The organism is Kitasatospora sp. NPDC058406 (genome assembly GCF_042722765.1).
Lineage (GTDB): Bacteria > Actinomycetota > Actinomycetes > Streptomycetales > Streptomycetaceae > Kitasatospora.
Map to the genome: position 1 here is coordinate 1 of NZ_JBHXKE010000091.1, position 16,753 is coordinate 16,753.

The following is a 16,753-nucleotide window of genomic DNA, read 5'->3' on the forward strand; positions in this document are numbered from 1 at the left end:
CGGAGCGGCCTGCACCCGGACCCCGGCCCTTCGACCGATCCGTCAGCGCGCGCATGCGCCGGTCGAGCCGCGCATCACCAGCTCGGGCTGGAACATGAACTCCCCGCGCTGGGCGGCGTTTCCGCCGACCTCCTCCAGCAGGGCGTCCACCGCGGCGGTGGCCATCGCCTCCACCGGCTGGCGGATGGTGGTCAGCGGCGGCTCGGTGAACGCTATCAGCGGCGAATCGTCGAACCCGACCACCGAGACGTCCTGCGGCACCGTCAGGCCCCGCTGCCGGACGGCCCGTATCGCGCCGAGCGCCATCATGTCGCTGCCGCAGACGATCGCCGTGCAGCCCTTGTCGAGCAGCGCGCCGGCCGCCGCGTGGCCGCCCTCCACGCTGAACAGGGTGTGGTGGACGAGGCCCTCGGCCTCCTCCCGGGTGCGCCCGAGCACCTCGCACAGGGCGGCGGTGAACCCCTCGATCTTCCGCAGCACGGGCACGTACCGGCGCTGCCCGACGGCCAGCCCGATCCGCTCGTGGCCGAGTTCGGCCAGGTGCTGGACGGCCATCCACATCGCGGCCCGGTCGTCCGGCGAGATGAACGGCGCGTCGATCTTCTCGCTGTACCCGTTGATCAGCACGAACGGCACCCCGCGGCCGGCCAGCCGGGCGTACCGGTCGTGGTCGGCGGTGGTGTCCGCGTGCAGGCCGGAGACGAAGACGATGCCCGCCACCCCCCGGTCGACCAGCATCTCCACCAGTTCGTCCTCGGTGGAGCCGCCCGGCGTCTGGGTGCAGAGCACCGGCGTGTAGCCGTGCCGGCTCAGCACCTGCTCGATCACCTGGGCCAGCGCGGGGAAGATCGGGTTGCTCAGCTCCGGGGTGATCAGCCCGATCAGGCCCGCGCTGCGCTGGCGCAGCCGGGTGGGCCGCTCGTACCCGAGCACGTCGAGTGCCGCCAGCACGGTCTGCCTGGTGGCGGCCGAGACGTTCGCCTTGCCGTTGAGCACGCGGGAGACGGTGGCCTCGCTGACCCCCGCCTGCGCCGCGATGTCTGAGAGTCGCGCCGTAGTCACGGTCCCAGAGCCTATTGCAACCACGTCAGACCGCCCACCAGTCGGTGCTGTCCGGTGCGAGCACCGTCCCGCCGCCGTCGATCAGCGGGTCGGCGCCGGCGGAGCTCAGCAGGAGCCGGCCGGGCACCGGTATCCGGACCGGGCCGGCGGTCGTGTTCACCGTGCAGACGAACGCGCCGCGGCGGAACGCCAGGGTGCCCTCCGGGCTCTCCAGCCACTCGACCCCCGTGCCGGCACCGAGCTCGGCCCGGGCCCGGCGGACGGCCAGTGCGGAGCGGTACAGCTCCAGGGTGGAGGTCGGGTCGCCGGTCTGCGCCTCGACGCTGAGCCCGGCCCACTCGGCGGGCTGCGGCAGCCAGCTGGGGCCGCCGGCGGTCGGGCCGAAGCCGTACGGGGCCTCGGTGCCGGACCACGGGATCGGGACGCGGCAGCCGTCGCGGTAGCCGTCCTGGCCGGCCTTGCGGAAGAACGACGGGTCCTGACGGACCTCGTCGGGCAGGTCGGTGACGTCTGGCAGGCCGAGCTCCTCGCCCTGGTAGACGTAGGCGGAGCCGGGGAGCGCGAGCATCAGCAGGGTGGCGGCGCGGGCCCGGCGCAGGCCGAGCGCGCGGTCGCCGGCGGTGCGGATCTGGGTGCCGAGGCCGGGCGGGTTGGCGAACCGGGTGGCGTGCCGGGTGACGTCGTGGTTGGAGAGCACCCAGGTGGTGGGGGCGTCGACCGGGCGCATCGAGTCGAGCGAGAGGTCGATCACCGCGCGCAGCTCGGCGGCGTCCCAGGAGGTGCCCAGGTACTGGAAGTTGAAGGCCTGGTGCAGTTCGTCGGGGCGGACGTAGTTGGCGGTGCGCTCGACGGTCGGGGTCCACGCCTCGGCGACGCCGATCCGCTGCCCCGGGTACTCGTCGAGGATCTTCCGCCAGCTGCGGTAGATCTCGTGCACGCCGTCCTGGTCGAAGAACGGCATGACGTCGTTGCCGAGCAGCCTGAGCTGGTCGGAGCCGCCGAGGTCGGGCAGGCCGGGGGCCTTCACCAGGCCGTGGGCGACGTCGATGCGGAAGCCGTCGACGCCCATGTCCAGCCAGAACCGGAGGATGGAGCGGAACTCGTCGGCGACGGCCCGGTTCTCCCAGTTGAAGTCGGGCTGCTCCGGGGCGAACAGGTGCAGGTACCAGTCGCCGGGGGTGCCGTCCGGGTTCTCGGTCCGGGTCCAGGCCGGGCCGCCGAAGATGGACTCCCAGTCGTTGGGCGGCAGTTCGCCGTTCGCGCCCTTGCCGGGGCGGAAGTGGTAGCGGTCGCGCAGCGGGGAGGCGGGACCCTCGCGCAGCGCGCGCTTGAACCACTCGTGCTGGTCGGAGGAGTGGTTGGGGACGAGGTCGACGATGATCCGCAGGCCCAGCCGGTGCGCGTCGCGGATCAGCGCGTCGGCGTCCATCAGGGTGCCGAACATCGGGTCCACCGCGCGGTAGTCGGCGACGTCGTAGCCGGCGTCGGCCTGCGGGGAGGCGTAGAACGGCGAGAGCCAGACGGCGTCCACGCCGAGGTCGCGCAGGTAGGGCAGGCGGCTGCGGATTCCGGGCAGGTCGCCCATGCCGTCTCCGTTGGAGTCGGCGAAGCTGCGCGGGTACACCTGGTAGATGACCGCGTCCCGCCACCAGCCTCTGTCCGCGCCGGCACCGGCCTCGTGAGCGGTGGCGTCGGCGGCGGGCCGGGAGGTGTCGGCCAGGTTCTGGGTCATGGACGGTATCCCTCGGGGATCAGAGGAGCGGGGATCGGAGGATCGGTCGGGCGCGGGGAGCGGCGGTCCGGGCGCGCTCAGGACTTGGAGGCGCCGGCGGTCAGACCGGTCACCAGGTGGCGCTGCACCAGGTAGAAGAGGACCGACGACGGGATCGCGATCAGCACCGCGGTGGCGGCCATCAGGTTCCACTGGGCGTCGTGCTCGCTGACGAAGGTCTGCAGGCCGACGGCCAGCGTGTACTTGTCGGAGCTGAGCATGAAGGTGGAGGCGAAGGCGACCTCGGCCCAGGCGGTCAGGAAGGAGTAGAACGCGGCCACCGCCAGGCCCGGGCGGGCGAGCGGCAGCACCAGCCGCCAGAAGGTGCCGAACGGGCTGAGCCCGTCGACCCGGCCGGCCTCGTCGATCTCCACCGGGATCGTGTCGAAGTAGCCCTTCAGCAGCCAGGCGCAGTACGGCACGGTGGTGGTGGAGTAGACCAGGATCAGGCCCAGGTAGCTGTCCAGCAGACCGAGCTGGGAGAGGATCGTGTACATCGGCACGATCAGCACCGCGATCGGGAACATCTGCGTGACCAGCAGCGACCACATCAGCGGCCGGTGGCCGGGGAAGCGCATCCGGGAGACGGCGTAGCCGGTGGAGGCGGCGATCAGCACGCCCACCACGGTGGTGGCGCCGGAGACCAGGAAGGCGTTGCCGAACCAGTGGACGAAGTCGGTGTCGAACAGCACCGTGCGGTAGTTGGACAGCGTCAGCTTGTCCATGATCTCGCCGGGGTGGAGGTAGTCGGTCTTGTCCGGGCCGAGCGAGACGTAGAGGATCCACGCCACCGGGAACAGTGCGACCAGGCTGGCCAGGATCAGCGTGCCGTGCGCGAGGGCCTTGCCGAGCGGGGAGGGTTCGCCGCGCCGGCGGACCCTGGCCGGCCGGGCGGCCGGGGCCGCGGGGCGCGCGGCGAAGGGGGTGGGGCGGTCGGTGGTGGTGCTGCTCATCGGGATGCCTGCCTTCGTGGTCGCTGGGTGGGCCGGGTCAGCCGTTCGCCTGCTCGTTGCGGGCGAGCCAGCGGCGGTAGAAGGCGGTGAAGACGATCAGGATCGAGAGCAGGATGACGCCGTAGGCGGCGGACTGCGCGTAGTCCCGGGGCTGCTGGCCGAAGCCGAGCCGGTACGCCCAGGTGACCAGCAGCTGGGCGTCGGGCGCGCCGTTGCCGAACAGCAGGAAGATGACGGCGAACTGGTTGAACGTCCAGATCACGCCGAGCAGCACCACGGTGGAGGAGACGGTGCGCAGTCCCGGCAGGGTGACGTGCCGGAACCGCTGCCAGGCGGTGGCGCCGTCCATCTCGGCCGCCTCGTACAGCTCGGCCGGGATCGACTGGAGGCCGCCGAGCAGCGAGATCATCATGAACGGCACGCCGACCCAGGTGTTGACCAGGACGGCCGCGGCCTTCTGGGCGGTCGGGTCGTCCAGCCAGCCGGGTTCGGGCAGGTGCAGGGCGGACAGCACGCCGTTGACGGCTCCGCCGTCGGCGAGCATCAGGCGCCAGGAGAACACGGTGACGAAGGTCGGCACGGCCCAGGGAAGGATGAGCAGCATCCGGTAGACGGCCCGGCCGCGCAGCTTCTGGTTGAGCAGCAGGGCGAGGCCGAGGCCGATGGTGTAGTGCAGGCCGACGCAGAGCGCCGTCCAGGCGATGGTCCAGACGAAGTGCGACCAGAAGCGGTCGTACGAGCCGGGGCCCCAGAGGATGTCGGCGTAGTTGTCGAAGCCGACGAACGTGTAGGAGGCCGGGATCTCGTTGGCGCCGATCTTGCGGGCGACGTTGAGACTGTTGGCGTCGGTGAGGGTGAGCCAGAGTCCCTCGGCGAGCGGGTAGAGCACCAGCACGCCGAGCACCAGCACGACCGGCGCGATCATCGCGTAGGCGTACCAGTGCTTGGCGTACGAGCGCTTCAGGCGCTCCATCAGGCCCGGTCGCGGATCGCGCTCCCGGCTGCCCTTGCCGGTGGCGCCCTGCACGGCGACTGACATTGTTCGACACCTTCTCGGGGAGGTCCGCCGCCTCGCTTCGGCGACTGCTGCTACGGGTCCGGCCGTCCGGCCCGCGCGGGGGGGGGGGGGGCGGGGCGGGCGGCCCGGGGGGGGGGGGGGGGTGGCGGCGGGCCGGACGGCTACGGGGAGGACTACTTGGCGAAGCCCGGGAGGAGCTTGGCGTAGTCGGTGGCGACGGTGTTCAGGCCGTCCTGGGTCGAGGTGCCCTGGACGATCTTGCCGAGGTTGGTGCCCAGCGAGGCGAACAGCGAGCTGTACTCGGGCAGTTCGGGACGCGGCTTGGCGCTGGAGAGGACCGCCTGGAAGCCGGCGATGCCGGGGTCGGCCTTGACCTCGGGGGTGAAGGCGTCGGTGCGGGTCGGCAGGGTGGAGTTCTTCTGCGCGACGAACGCCTGGCTCTCGGCCGAGGTCATGAAGGCCGCGAACTTCTCGGCGGCGTCCTTGTGGGCCTTGTCGGCGCCGGCGTAGACGGAGATGTTGTGGCCGCCGGTGGGGGCGCCGGCCTGGCCCGCGGAGCCGCCGGGGACGGGGGCGATGCCGAGGTTGGTCCTGTCGGCGAAGGCGGTGCCCTTGTAGATGTTGGTGATCTCCCACGGGCCCTGGATGATCGCCGCGACCTTGCCGCTGTTGAAGGCGTCCATCATGTGCGCGTAGGCGTCGGTGGTGACGTCGGCCTTGGCGGTGCCGGGCGAGGTGAACAGCGTCTTGTAGGTCTCGATGCCCTTGGCCGCCTCGGGCGAGGTGACGGTGATCTTCTTGCCCTTGGCGTCGACGGTGTCGGTGCCCTCGCCGAACAGGAACGGCATCGCGTAGTAGCCGTCGGCGGCCTTCAGCCAGAAGCCGTCGACGCCGGCCTTCTCCTTGACCGCGGCGGCGGCGGTCTTCAGCTCGTCCCAGGTGGCGGGGGCGGCGGTGATGCCGGCCTTGGCGAAGAGCTCCTTGTTGTACAGCAGGCCGAGGGTGTCGGTGACCAGCGGGACACCGTAGAGCCTGCCCTCGTACTTGGCCTGCTGGATCAGGCTGGGCTGGAAGCCGGCGACGTCCGCGGCGGCCGGGGTGCCGTCCAGCGGCTCCAGGAAGCCGGCCTTGGCGAAGGCGGCGGTCCAGCCGACCTCGGAGCGGAAGACGTCCGGAGCGCCCTTGGCCCCCATCGCGGTCTGGAGCTTGTTCTGCGCCTGGTCGAAGGGCACGTTGACGAAGTCGACCTTGACGCCCGGGTTGGCGGCCTCGAACTTCTTGACGAGCGCCTGGTAGTTCGGCGCCTCGTTGGTGGCGTTCGACGTGTCCCAGTAGGTGAGGGTGACCGGCCCGTCGGCCTTGCCGTCCGAGCTGGAGCCGCTGCTGCCACAGGCAGCCATCGAGACCGCGAGGGCCACAACGAGGGCAGAGGCCGCGATGCCACGCCGCATGAGAACTCCTTGGAGGGTGGGGGTGCCCGAGATGTAGGGAGGCAGGCGCATAATGGCTGCCTCGCGCCGACCGCACCGTTGCTGCCGTCGGGCTCGGAAGGAAGTTAACAGCGGGGCAATCACCGCGGAAAGCCCTTGCAGCAAGTTTCTGCAAGAAACGGCGATCGTTACGCCCACGTGTCCTTCACGTTGCCGCACGGTAGTTGACAGGTGTGGAAGTTGTGGCGCTATGTCCGGTTCGCCCCGGCCGACCGAAGCCGCCGGGGCCACCCTCCGTACTGAAAACCGGTGAAATCCGCTTGCAGCGGCGGGGTCAGGAGACGCCCAGTCGCAGCACCGTGACCGAGCGGAACTCCTCCCCCGGGCGGAGCACGGTGCTCGGGAACTCCGGGTGGTGCGGGGAGTCCGGGAAGTGCTGGGTCTCCAGCGCGACCCCGGCGAACGGCCCGTACGGCACCCCGCTCGCGCCGGTCACCGCCCCCTGGAACGCGTTGGCCGTGTAGACCTGGAGACCCGGCTCGGTGGTCAGCACCTCCAGGGTGCGGCCGCTGACCGGGTCCTCCAGCAGGGCGGCCCGGACCGGGTCGCCGTCGGCCGGACGCGCGCGGAGCACCCAGTTGTGGTCGTACCCGCCGGGACCGGTCAGCTGCGGGTGCTCGTCGTGCACGGACTTGCCGATCGGCCGGGCGGTGGTGAAGTCGAACGGCGTACCGGCCACCGGCTCGACCCTGCCGTACGGGATCTGCCGCTCGTCGGCGGGCGTGTAGCCGTCCGCGTCCAGGGTGAGCAGATGGCCGAGGACGTCCCCGGTGCCCTCCCCCGCCAGGTTGAAGTAGGCGTGGTTGGTGAGGTTGATCACGGTCGGCGCGGTCGTGACGGCGCGGTACTCGACGGTCAGCTCCCCGGACGGGGCGAGCGTGTAGTCGACGGTGACGTCGAGCGCGCCCGGGAAGCCCTGGTCGCCGTCCGGGCTGTGCAGCCGCAGCCGCACGCCGGCGGGCAGCTCCTCGGCCGCCCACATCCGGTGCGCGAACCCGTCCGGGCCGCCGTGCAGGGTCACTCCGTTGCCGGTCGGGGCCAGCGGGAACTCCTCGCCCCCGACGGTGACCGCGCTGCGGTCGATCCGGTTGGCGTACCGGCCGACCACGGTGCCGTAGTGCCGGGCCGGGCCGAGGATCTCGGTGAGCCGGTCCGTGGAGAGCAGCAGCTGCGCCGGACGGCCCTGCCGGTCGGGCGCGACCAGGGTGTGCAGGGTGGCACCGAGGGAGAGCACGCTCGCCTCGTACGGGCCGGCCTGCAGGGTCCAGCGCTCGATGGCGGCGCCCGCACCCGCGGGCTCGAAAGGCTCGTGCCGCACGGTGGTCGCCTGCGGCCCGTTCGCCGGGGGCGTCGCCATGGCCTGCTCCTCACTTGCGGGGGCGGTGCACCGCCCCCGCGCTGGTTCCGGGTCCCGTCCGGGGGACTGCGCCTCGGCGGGCCCCCGTGGGCGAAAGCCTAACGAGGAGCACCATGGCGGGGGCGCTCATGAAGCCTCCGCGCGCCGCCCGACACCTCACCCGCCGACGGACGCGCCGACGCCGCGCGCCCGCCGTCCGCTACGCGCTCTCCCCGCCGACCGCCGCACCGCCGGTGCCCGTGCCGGCGATGCCCGTGCCACCGGTGCCCGGTCCGGTCACGTCCCGCCGGGGAGGTCGCCGTCGAGCCGGAGTCCGTCCGGCCCAAGACCGTCCGCCCCGGCGGCGTCCCGCTGACCGGGCGGCAGGCCGAGCGCGGCGGCCAGGCCGTCCGGGCCGCTGCCGGCCTTCCGGTAGACCGCGGCCAGCCGGCGGTTGACCAGGCTGAGCGGGAGGTCCAGCGTCTCCGCGATCCGCTGCGGCGGCACGCCGCGGACGGCCTGCCGGGCGACGTCCCACTCGGGCTGGCTGAGCATCTCCCGGACGTCGCCCAGGCGGTTGGGCCGCAGCCCGTAGTTGGCCAGCTCGCGCCGGGCCCGGTCGACCAGCCCGTCGGCCGCACAGTGCTGTGCCAGCTCGATCCCCTGGTACAGGTACTCCTGGGCGTCCTCCAGCCGTCCGACCCGGCGCAGCGCGGCCCCGAGGTCGACCAGCGCCACCGCGTGCTCGTAACCGGCCGGCGACTGCCCGAGGTGCGCCACGGCCCGTTCCAGCAGCTCGACCGCCTGCTGGCCGTCCTCGATCTGGGCGTACAGCCGCAGCGCGGTGCCGATCGCCGAGGCGGTGCCGAACCGCTCGGCGTCCGCGACGGACCTCCGGGCGTACGCCCGGGCGCGCTCCGGCTCGTCCCCGGCCAGGGCGATCGCCAGGTGCCCGGCCCACGGCGCCCAGACCGTGTTGTGCCAGCCCCGCAGGTCCAGCTGGGCACCGGCCTCGGTGAGCGCGGCGGCCGCACCGGCGGGCCGGTCCACGGCGAGCAGCAGCTTGCCGTACAGCGAGGCCGCGTCCGGCAGCACCATCGCGGTGGCGTGGTACGGCGGGTGGAAACCGAAGCCGATGGCGAGGTCCCAGGCCTCCCGGGGCCGGCCGCGGGCGATCAGGGTGTCGACCAGTACACCCACCGCGTCCCAGGCCAGCGGCAGCTTGGGACCGATCCGCTCGGAGAGCCGCAGCGCCCGGCGCAGGAAGTCCTCGGCCTCGGCGAGCAGGCCGCGCCGGAACCGGGCCAGGCCCATCAGGAAGTAGGCGAAGCCCCGGTGGGCACCGCTCCAGCCGGCCACCTCGAACTGGATGATGGCGTCCGAGAAGAGCCGCTCGGCCTGCGCGATCCGGTCGTTGTAGGTGTAGGAGAGGCCGAGGGTGGCGGGCAGCTCGAAGCCCCAGGTGTTGTCGGTCCAGCCCAGGCCCTTGGGCAGCCGGCCGTTGTCGAGGACGTCGTCGGCGTACCGCAGCGCCTCGGCGGACGGCTCGCCGCGCAGGGTGAGGTCCCAGGCGCGCATCGCGAGGACGGCCCGGTCGGCCGCGTCCCGCCCGGAGAGGCTGTCGCAGAGCGCACCCAGCCGGGCGGAGCGGGCCGGGCCGTCCTCCTCGGACTTGCGGTAGGCGTGCCACATGAACGAGGCGGCCTCCAGCCTGAGCCGTCCCGCCGGATCGGAGACGGTGCGCTCGGCCTCCTCCTGGCAGACCACGGCGGCCTGGCGCAGTTCGCCGCTGTGGGCGAGCACCTCCGAGAGCCGGAAGGTGGCGTCCACCCGCAGCGAGGCGCGCAGCGGACCCTCCTCCGGGTCGAGGGCGAGCTTCAGCTGGTTGACGGTGGCGATCGGGTCGGTGCGCAGCGCGGAGCAACCGAGCTCGTACAGCACCTCGGCGCGGTCCAGGTCGTCCGGCGGCTCGGCCAGTGCGCGGTGGAGGCAGCGCTGGGCGGCCTCGGGTGCGCCGATCAGCAGGTGTTCGGCGGCGGCCCGGCGGAGCTTGCGGACGGTGCGGTCGTCGCCCTCGCCCGCGAAGGTCTCCACCAGGTGGCGGGAGGCGGCGAGCAGACCGAGCCCGGCGTTCTCGATCTCGGCGGCGGCCACGCCGTGCATGCCGGTCCGGGTGGCCTCCGGCATGGTGTTGTAGATCGAGCTGGCGATCAGCGGGTGGACGAACTCGAGGTTGCCGTTCGGGGTCTGGGTGAGCACCCGTTGCTTGCGCAGCGCCTTGATGGACTCGCGGGCGCCCTCGCCGCTCTGGGTGGAGATCCGGGCGGCGAGGTCCTGCCGGATGTCGGTGCCGAGCATGGCGGCGGCCCACGCGAACCGCAGGGTGGTGGCGCCGAGCCGGTCCAGCCAGCTCTTGAGGGTCATCCCGGTGGCGTCGACGGCGAGTTCGCGCAGCTGGTGGGAGTTCTCCTCGACCGGATCCAGCTCCTGGTCGCGGACCTGGTCGAGCAGGGCGACGACCTCGAACGGGTTGCCGTTGACGACGTTCCAGAACTCGTAGCAGAAGGCGTCCTCGGCCCGGTCGCCGAGTTCGGCACGGATCATGTCGGTCACGGCGACGAGCGAGAGACGGCTCAACTCGTGCTTGCGGGTCGCGAGTCCGGTGACGGCGCTGTGGTGGTCCTGGGACTCCGTCGGCCAGTCGGCGATGTCGTCCCGGTAGGCGAAGACGAGCAGGACCGGGAGCTCGCGGGCCCGGACGGCGAACTGGGAGAGCCAGGCGAGCGATTCGAGGTCGGCCCAGTGCAGGTCGTCGACGATCATCACGAGCGGGGCGCGGCGCGGGGCGAGCTGGGTGAGGACGTAGTCGAGGCCGTCACGGACGCCCTGCGGGTCGAGGCGGCGGGCGCCCTGCTTGGGCTGCTTGAGGCCCATCGCCGGGCCGACGACCTCCTCCCAGGTGCCCATCACCTGGCGGAACTCTCCGGGTTTCAGACTGCCGAGCACGGGCTGGAGCAGCTGCCGCAGGACGTGGTAGGGCTCGTTGAACTGGCGCTCGCCGCCGCGGGCGAAGAGCACGGTGGCGCCCGGGCGCAGCTTGGCGAGGCGTCGGACCTCGTGCAGCAGGGTGGTCTTGCCGATGCCGGGCCGGCCGGAGAAGGTGAGCAGTTCGCCGATCTCGGTGCCGCCGGCGGCGAACTCGCGGCAGAGCTTGTCCACGGCGGCCTCGGCCGAGCGGAGTTCGGCGTCGCGGTCACGCAACCTGACCCGGTTCGGGGCAGCCGCCGCCTCCGGTCCGCCGGGCACCGCCTCCGCCCGGAATTCGTTGTCCCGCTCGGTCACCGTCGCGCCCTCCGCCTCGCCGATCCCTGCCCGTGGAGCCGAGGTTAGCGCCGCCGGAGGCGGGGTGGAATCCATTCACGCAGGCCGGGGCCGAGATCGAGGGTTCGAAGGCCTTGCCAAGGGCAATTGCCCTATATCCCTAACGTCCGATCATTGCATCAGATACTCTACGCCCCGCGTAGTGGGTTGATCATGGCACAGCCGCATTTCCCGCACGGCCGAAATTCCTCAACTCCCCCACCGTCACGCCCAGTACCGCCAGCACCCCCACCCCTCGCCGCCCCGGGAGTCCGATGTCTGACGACACCTCACTTCAGATTCCGTTCCCGCACCGTCGCAGCCCCCACGGGCCGTACGCCACCGAACTGCACCGCGCCTGGCTGACCCGTCACCCGCTGCTGCCGGACCCGACCCACCCGTCGTACGCGCACTGGGAGGTGGTCGACCTCGCCGCCCTCGGCTACCCCGACGCCGGTCCCGACGAACTCGCCCTGGCCGCAGACCTGATGGGCTTCTACTTCCTGTTCGACGATCAGTTCGACGGACCGCTCGGCCGCCGCCCCACCGAGGTCGCGCCGATCTGTGACCGGCTGATCTCCGTCCTGCACGGCGCCCGCCCCCACCCGGACTCCGCCGTCGAGACCGCCTTCGCCGACCTCTGGGAGCGCAGCGCCCAGGGCATGCCCGCGCGCTGGCAGGCGCGCGCCGCGTACAACTGGGAGTGGTACCTCGCCAGTCACCCCGCCGAGGCGGCCGGCCGGATCTCCCCACGACCACCGGACCGCGACGGGTACCTGGTCCTGCGGCGCGGGACCGCCGCCATGGAGACCATCTTCGACATGGTCGAACGGCTCGGCCACTTCGAGGTCCCCCCGGCCGTCCTGCACCACCCGGTGCTGCGCCAGCTCCGCCAGCTCGCCGCCGACATCCCGTCGCTCACCAACGACGTGCGGTCGTACCCGCTGGAGGCCCCGCGCGGCGACGTCAACAACCTGGTGATGATCGTGCAGCGGGAACGGAACTGCTCGGCCGAGGAGGCCTGCTCCGTGGTGATGGGGGAGGCGCAGCTGATGGTGGAACGCTGCCGGGGACTCCACGACCGGCTGCCCGACGTGCACCGGGAACTCGGCCTCGCCCGGGTCGAACGGAGCCTCGCCCAGCGGTACGCCGACGGCCTCCTCACCTGGCTGGCCGGATACCTGAGCTGGGAGCGCCGCACGGGGCGCTACCAGGCCGCCTAGCCGCCCCTGGCGGCCCCTCGCCGCCCGCCACCGGGCCGTCCCGATCCGGTGTCGACGGTCGGCGCCCCACGGTGCGCGCCCCCGGCGCCCGACGGCGCCCGCTCTCCGCAGCCCCCTCGCTCCCCCTCCTCTCGCTACCGGCGCAGTCCTCGCGCCCGGCGCGCGGTGGCTGCGCCGGGCGCGAGGCGGGCTCCGGGGGCGCGTGCCGTTCGACCGGACGCGGGCGCACGGGGGCCGCAGGGGGGCGGGGGCACGCCCCAGTACCCGTCAGCCCGGCGCGCGGGCACCCGGTTCCGGGGGCGACCGGAAACCGCCACCCTCCGTCGACCCAGGCCGTACGGACCGTAGCCGAACCGGCCGTCCCCGGCTAGGGTGCTGCCCGGCGGGTGTCCCGGTGAGGGGCGCCCGACCCGCGTGTGTGTCCGTACCCTCCGCCGGGCCGCCCCCTGCCGCGGCCCGGCGCGCCGCCCGGCCCGCGTGCCGTGACGGCGCCTGACAGCGCGAGGAGGCACCCAGAACATGCCGGTCTACCTGCCCCCGGGCCAGCCCGGATCCGTCGTCGGCTACCGCCCCCGCTACGAGCACTGGATCGGCGGCCGGTGGGCACCGCCCGTCCTGGGCCAGTACTTCGAGAATCCGAGTCCGGTCACCGGCGAGGTCTTCACCGAAGTGGCCCGCGGCACCGCCGAGGACATCGAGGCCGCGCTCGACGCCGCCCACGCCGCCGCCCCGGCCTGGGGCCGCACCCCGCCCGCCGAACGGGCCCAGGTCCTGCTCCGGGTCGCCGACCGCATCGAGCAGAACCTGGAGCGGCTCGCCGTCGCGGAGAGCTGGGAGAACGGCAAACCGGTCCGCGAGACCCTGGCCGCCGACCTGCCGCTCGCCGTCGACCACCTGCGCTACTTCGCCGGCGCACTGCGCGCCCAGGAGGGCGGCCTCTCCCAGCTGGACGAGGACACCGTGGCGTACCACTTCCACGAACCGCTGGGCGTGGTGGGCCAGATCATCCCGTGGAACTTCCCGATCCTGATGGCGGTGTGGAAGCTCGCCCCGGCCCTGGCCGCGGGCAACGCGGTGGTGCTCAAGCCCGCCGAGCAGACCCCCGCGTCCGTCCTGCTGCTGGCCGAGCTGACCGCCGACCTGCTGCCGCCCGGCGTACTCAACGTGGTCAACGGCTACGGGCTGGAGGCCGGCCGGCCCCTCGCCTCCAGCGACCGGATCCGCAAGATCGCCTTCACCGGCGAGACCACGACCGGCCGGCTGATCTCCCAGTACGCCAGCGGCAACCTGATTCCGGTGTCGCTGGAACTCGGCGGCAAGAGCCCGAACCTGTTCTTCGCCGACGTCGCCGCCGAGCAGGACGCCTTCTACGACAAGACCGTCGAGGGCTTCGCGATGTTCGCCCTCAACCAGGGCGAGGTCTGCACCTGCCCGAGCCGGGCGCTGATCGAGTCCGCGGTGTACGACCGGCTGCTCGCCGACGGCCTGGAGCGGGTGCGCGCGCTGCGTCAGGGCAACCCGCTGGACACGGAGACGCAGGTCGGCGCCCAGGCGAGCGACGAGCAGCTCCGCAAGATCCTCTCCTACATCGAGATCGGCCAGGCCGAGGGGGCCAAGGTCCTGGCGGGCGGGGAGCCGGCCGACCTCGGCGGCTCCCTCGCCGGCGGCTACTACGTGACGCCCACGGTCTTCGAGGGCGTCAACGGGATGCGGATCTTCCAGGAGGAGATCTTCGGACCGGTGCTCGCCGTCACCCGGTTCGAGGACTTCGACGACGCGATCTCGCTCGCCAACGACACGCCGTACGGGCTCGGCGCCGGCGTCTGGACCCGCGACGGCGCGACCGCCTACCGGGCCGGACGCGCCATCCAGGCCGGCCGGGTGTGGACGAACTGCTATCACGCGTACCCCGCGCACGCGGCTTTCGGCGGGTACAAGAACTCGGGCATCGGCCGGGAGAACCACAAGGCCGTCCTGGAGCACTACCAGCAGACCAAGAACCTGCTGGTCAGCTACGCACCGGACGCCCAGGGCCTCTTCTAGGGCGCCGGGCCCGGCAGATACGCGGAGTGGGAAGTCGGGCCGGCCGACTTCCCACTCCGTACGCCACTCCCCGTGGCTCAGCCGGGGACCCGAGGGCAAATCACCCGTATCGGGATCTAAGCACATGAATCCCTCCAAATCCTCGACGCGCCGCCGACATGCCCGGCGAGTCCCGGCCGACGCCCTAAACAGGAGGTACCCGACCCTTCACCCCTGGGAGACCGGATGACCATCGCCACCGCCAAACTGTCCGACCCGACCGTGCGCGCCGCCGTCACCGCGATCAACGCCGGCGACCGCGCGGCCTTCGTCGCGCTGCTCGCCCCCGACGCGACCATGGCCGACGACGGCTCCGACCGCGACCTGCAGGACTGGATCGACCGCGAGATCTTCACCAGCCGCGGCCACATCGACGTCCAGTCCGAGTCCGACGGCGGCCGCGCGCTGGTCGCCAACTACAGCAACGAGACCTGGGGCGAGATGCGCACCGCCTGGCGGTTCACCGTCGACGGCGGCCGGATCAGCCGCTTCGAGACCGGTCAGGCCTGATGCCCGCTCAGGACAGGCCGAGACAGCCCCGCACCGCCCGGATCAGCGTGCGGGAGCGGATGTCCCCCGTGACGCCGGGCTGCATCCCGTTGGTCACGTAGCCGAACCCGATCCCGAGGTCCGGGTCGGCGAAGCCCAGCGAGCCGCCCCGGCCCGGGTGGCCGAACGCCGCCGGCGAGGACATCAGCGCGGTCGGGCCGTGGCGGAAGAAGCCGAGCCCGAAGGTGGAGTTGACGATCAGCACCCGGTCCGGTCCGCTGACCACCGGCCCGACCGCGCGGGCCAGCACCTCCGGGCCGAGCAGCGGCGGCAGCGTCCCGCCGCTGCCGCCGTGCCGGTCGGCCACGCCGGCCAGCGCCGCGTAGAACCGGGCCAGCGACCGGGCCGTGCCGATCCCGCCCGCGCCGGGGATCTCGGCGGCCTGCACCGCCGGATCGTTGAGGTCCACCCCGGGCCGGACCGAGGCGAACGCGCGGGCGGTCAGCGACGTCGGGTCCTGGTACGCGTCCCGGACCGCCTGCTTGGGGCGCAGCCGCAGCCCGCTCGGCCCCGTCCGGGCAGCCGCCGGCGCCGGCAGGTCGACCAGCCGGCCGACCCGCGGCGCGGCGCCGGACGGCAGCCCGATCCACAGGTCGAGGCCGAGCGGCCGGGCGATCTCCTCGGCGAAGTACTGGCCGACCGTCCGCCCGCTCACCCGCCGCACCACCTCGCCGACCAGCCAGCCGAAGGTGTACGGGTGGTAGCCGTGCGCGGTGCCGGGTTCCCAGGCGGGGGCCTGGGCGGCCACCGCGGCCACCGCCCGCTCCCAGGTGAGCACGTCCTCCAGGCGCAGCGGCACGTCCAGCGCCGGCACGCCCGCCTGGTGCGAGAGCAGCCAGCGCACCGGCACCCGCTCCTTGCCGGCCGCCGCGAACTCCGGCCAGTACGCGGCCACCGGCGCGTCCAGGTCGAGCTGCCCGCGCTCGGCCAGCAGCAGCGCGGTGGTGGCGGTGAGGCCCTTGGTCACCGAGCGCAGCACCTGCGCGGTGTCGGCGGTCCACGGCACGGCCGGCGCGGGCCGCCCGCCGACCTCGGGCCGGGCGTCGCCGCCCCACAGGTCGACCACCTTGCGACCGCGCACGTAGAGCGCGAAGGCCGCGCCGAGTTCGCCGTACTCGCGGAAGTTGCGCGCGAAGGCCTCCCGTACGGGCTCGAAGCCCTCGGCCGTCTCGCCCCAGATCTCCACCACCGCGTGTCGCCCTCTTCCGCACATGTGTCCGTCGATCGCCCGGAAACCCTAACCTGTCGGTCATGACCAACCCTGCCGAAGAGCTGCTGGACGTCGTCGACGAGCACGACCGGGTGATCGGGATCGCCCCGCGCGGGGAGGTGTACCGGCGGGGACTGCTCCACCGGTGCGTCTTCGTCCTGGTCCGGGACCCCGCCGGGCGGATCTTCGTCCACCGGCGCACGGCCACCAAGCTGTTCGCCCCCGGCGCGCACGACATGTTCGTCGGCGGGGTGGTGGGCTCCGGCGAGACGTACGAGGACGCAGCCGTCCGGGAGGCCGAGGAGGAACTGGGCGTCGAGGGGATCGTCCCGCGCCCGCTGTTCCGGTTCCTGTTCCGGGGTGACGGGCTGGGCTGGTGGTCCGACGTGTACGAGGCCGAGTGGGACGGCCCGGTGGCACCGCAGGAGTCGGAGGTCGCCTGGCACACGTGGCTGACCCCCGCCGAGCTGACGGAGCGGCTGGCCCGGGACGAGTTCGTGCCGGACGGCCGGGAGGCGTACCGGCGCTACCTGGAGCGGTACGCGGGGTAGCGCCGGATAAGGTGGCGCGCATGGCATCCCGCACGCCGTCGGCCCCCTCCCCCGCGCCCGCGCGCTCGGAACGACCGGACGGCCCGGCGCGGCCCGAGGGCCCGGCGGCGCCGGAAGGAACGGCCCGGCCCGAGGGCGGCCCGCGCCC

The 16,753-nt window shown here is 73.0% G+C and carries 12 protein-coding genes; 4 read left to right on the forward strand and 8 right to left on the reverse strand.

Annotation, left to right across the window (positions count from 1 at the left end; translation table 11 throughout):
- Nucleotides 1–42 precede the first annotated feature (42 nt).
- The 7 genes from ACFWOG_RS19430 to ACFWOG_RS19460 form a co-directional block, all read right to left on the reverse strand.
- Nucleotides 43–1,062 (reverse strand): LacI family DNA-binding transcriptional regulator, encoded by a 1,020-nt coding sequence (locus ACFWOG_RS19430; protein ID WP_380359842.1) that lies wholly within the window; start codon nt 1,060–1,062, stop codon nt 43–45.
- Between the two features lie 25 nt (nt 1,063–1,087).
- Nucleotides 1,088–2,794, reverse strand: coding sequence for an alpha-amylase family glycosyl hydrolase (locus tag ACFWOG_RS19435; protein WP_329880274.1), 1,707 nt, complete (start codon nt 2,792–2,794; stop codon nt 1,088–1,090).
- A gap of 77 nt (nt 2,795–2,871) precedes the next feature.
- Nucleotides 2,872–3,786, reverse strand: a complete 915-nt coding sequence (locus ACFWOG_RS19440; RefSeq protein WP_380359844.1) for a sugar ABC transporter permease — start codon at nt 3,784–3,786, stop codon at nt 2,872–2,874.
- Between the two features lie 37 nt (nt 3,787–3,823).
- Nucleotides 3,824–4,825: a sugar ABC transporter permease gene (locus ACFWOG_RS19445; protein WP_329880276.1), complete on the reverse strand. Its 1,002-nt coding sequence runs from the start codon at nt 4,823–4,825 to the stop codon at nt 3,824–3,826.
- A 152-nt stretch (nt 4,826–4,977) separates the two neighbouring features.
- On the reverse strand, nt 4,978–6,255 hold the full coding sequence (locus tag ACFWOG_RS19450) for an extracellular solute-binding protein (RefSeq protein ID WP_380359846.1): 1,278 nt from the start codon (nt 6,253–6,255) through the stop codon (nt 4,978–4,980).
- A gap of 313 nt (nt 6,256–6,568) precedes the next feature.
- On the reverse strand, nt 6,569–7,651 hold the full coding sequence (locus ACFWOG_RS19455; protein ID WP_380359848.1) for an aldose epimerase family protein: 1,083 nt from the start codon (nt 7,649–7,651) through the stop codon (nt 6,569–6,571).
- 276 nt (nt 7,652–7,927) lie between these two features.
- Nucleotides 7,928–10,972 (reverse strand): ATP-binding protein, encoded by a 3,045-nt coding sequence (locus tag ACFWOG_RS19460; RefSeq protein WP_380359850.1) that lies wholly within the window; start codon nt 10,970–10,972, stop codon nt 7,928–7,930.
- A 293-nt stretch (nt 10,973–11,265) separates the two neighbouring features.
- Here ACFWOG_RS19460 and ACFWOG_RS19465 point away from each other — a divergent pair, with 293 nt between their 5' ends.
- The 3 genes from ACFWOG_RS19465 (at nt 11,266) to ACFWOG_RS19475 (ending at nt 14,805) form a co-directional block, all read left to right on the forward strand.
- On the forward strand, nt 11,266–12,213 hold the full coding sequence (locus ACFWOG_RS19465) for a terpene cyclase (RefSeq protein WP_329880282.1): 948 nt from the start codon (nt 11,266–11,268) through the stop codon (nt 12,211–12,213).
- A gap of 519 nt (nt 12,214–12,732) precedes the next feature.
- A complete protein-coding gene (locus ACFWOG_RS19470; protein WP_380359852.1) occupies nt 12,733–14,256 on the forward strand; it encodes an aldehyde dehydrogenase family protein in 1,524 nt (507 codons plus the stop codon).
- A gap of 225 nt (nt 14,257–14,481) precedes the next feature.
- Nucleotides 14,482–14,805, forward strand: coding sequence for a nuclear transport factor 2 family protein (locus ACFWOG_RS19475; RefSeq protein WP_329880284.1), 324 nt, complete (start codon nt 14,482–14,484; stop codon nt 14,803–14,805).
- 7 nt (nt 14,806–14,812) lie between these two features.
- Here the strand turns inward: ACFWOG_RS19475 and ACFWOG_RS19480 are convergent, their stop codons facing one another.
- Complete coding sequence (locus ACFWOG_RS19480; RefSeq protein ID WP_355400881.1) at nt 14,813–16,033, reverse strand: serine hydrolase domain-containing protein; 1,221 nt, start codon at nt 16,031–16,033, stop codon at nt 14,813–14,815.
- Between the two features lie 62 nt (nt 16,034–16,095).
- On the opposite strand from ACFWOG_RS19480, the gene ACFWOG_RS19485 reads away from it, so the two are divergent.
- Nucleotides 16,096–16,605: an NUDIX domain-containing protein gene (locus tag ACFWOG_RS19485; RefSeq protein WP_355400882.1), complete on the forward strand. Its 510-nt coding sequence runs from the start codon at nt 16,096–16,098 to the stop codon at nt 16,603–16,605.
- Nucleotides 16,606–16,753 lie beyond the last annotated feature (148 nt).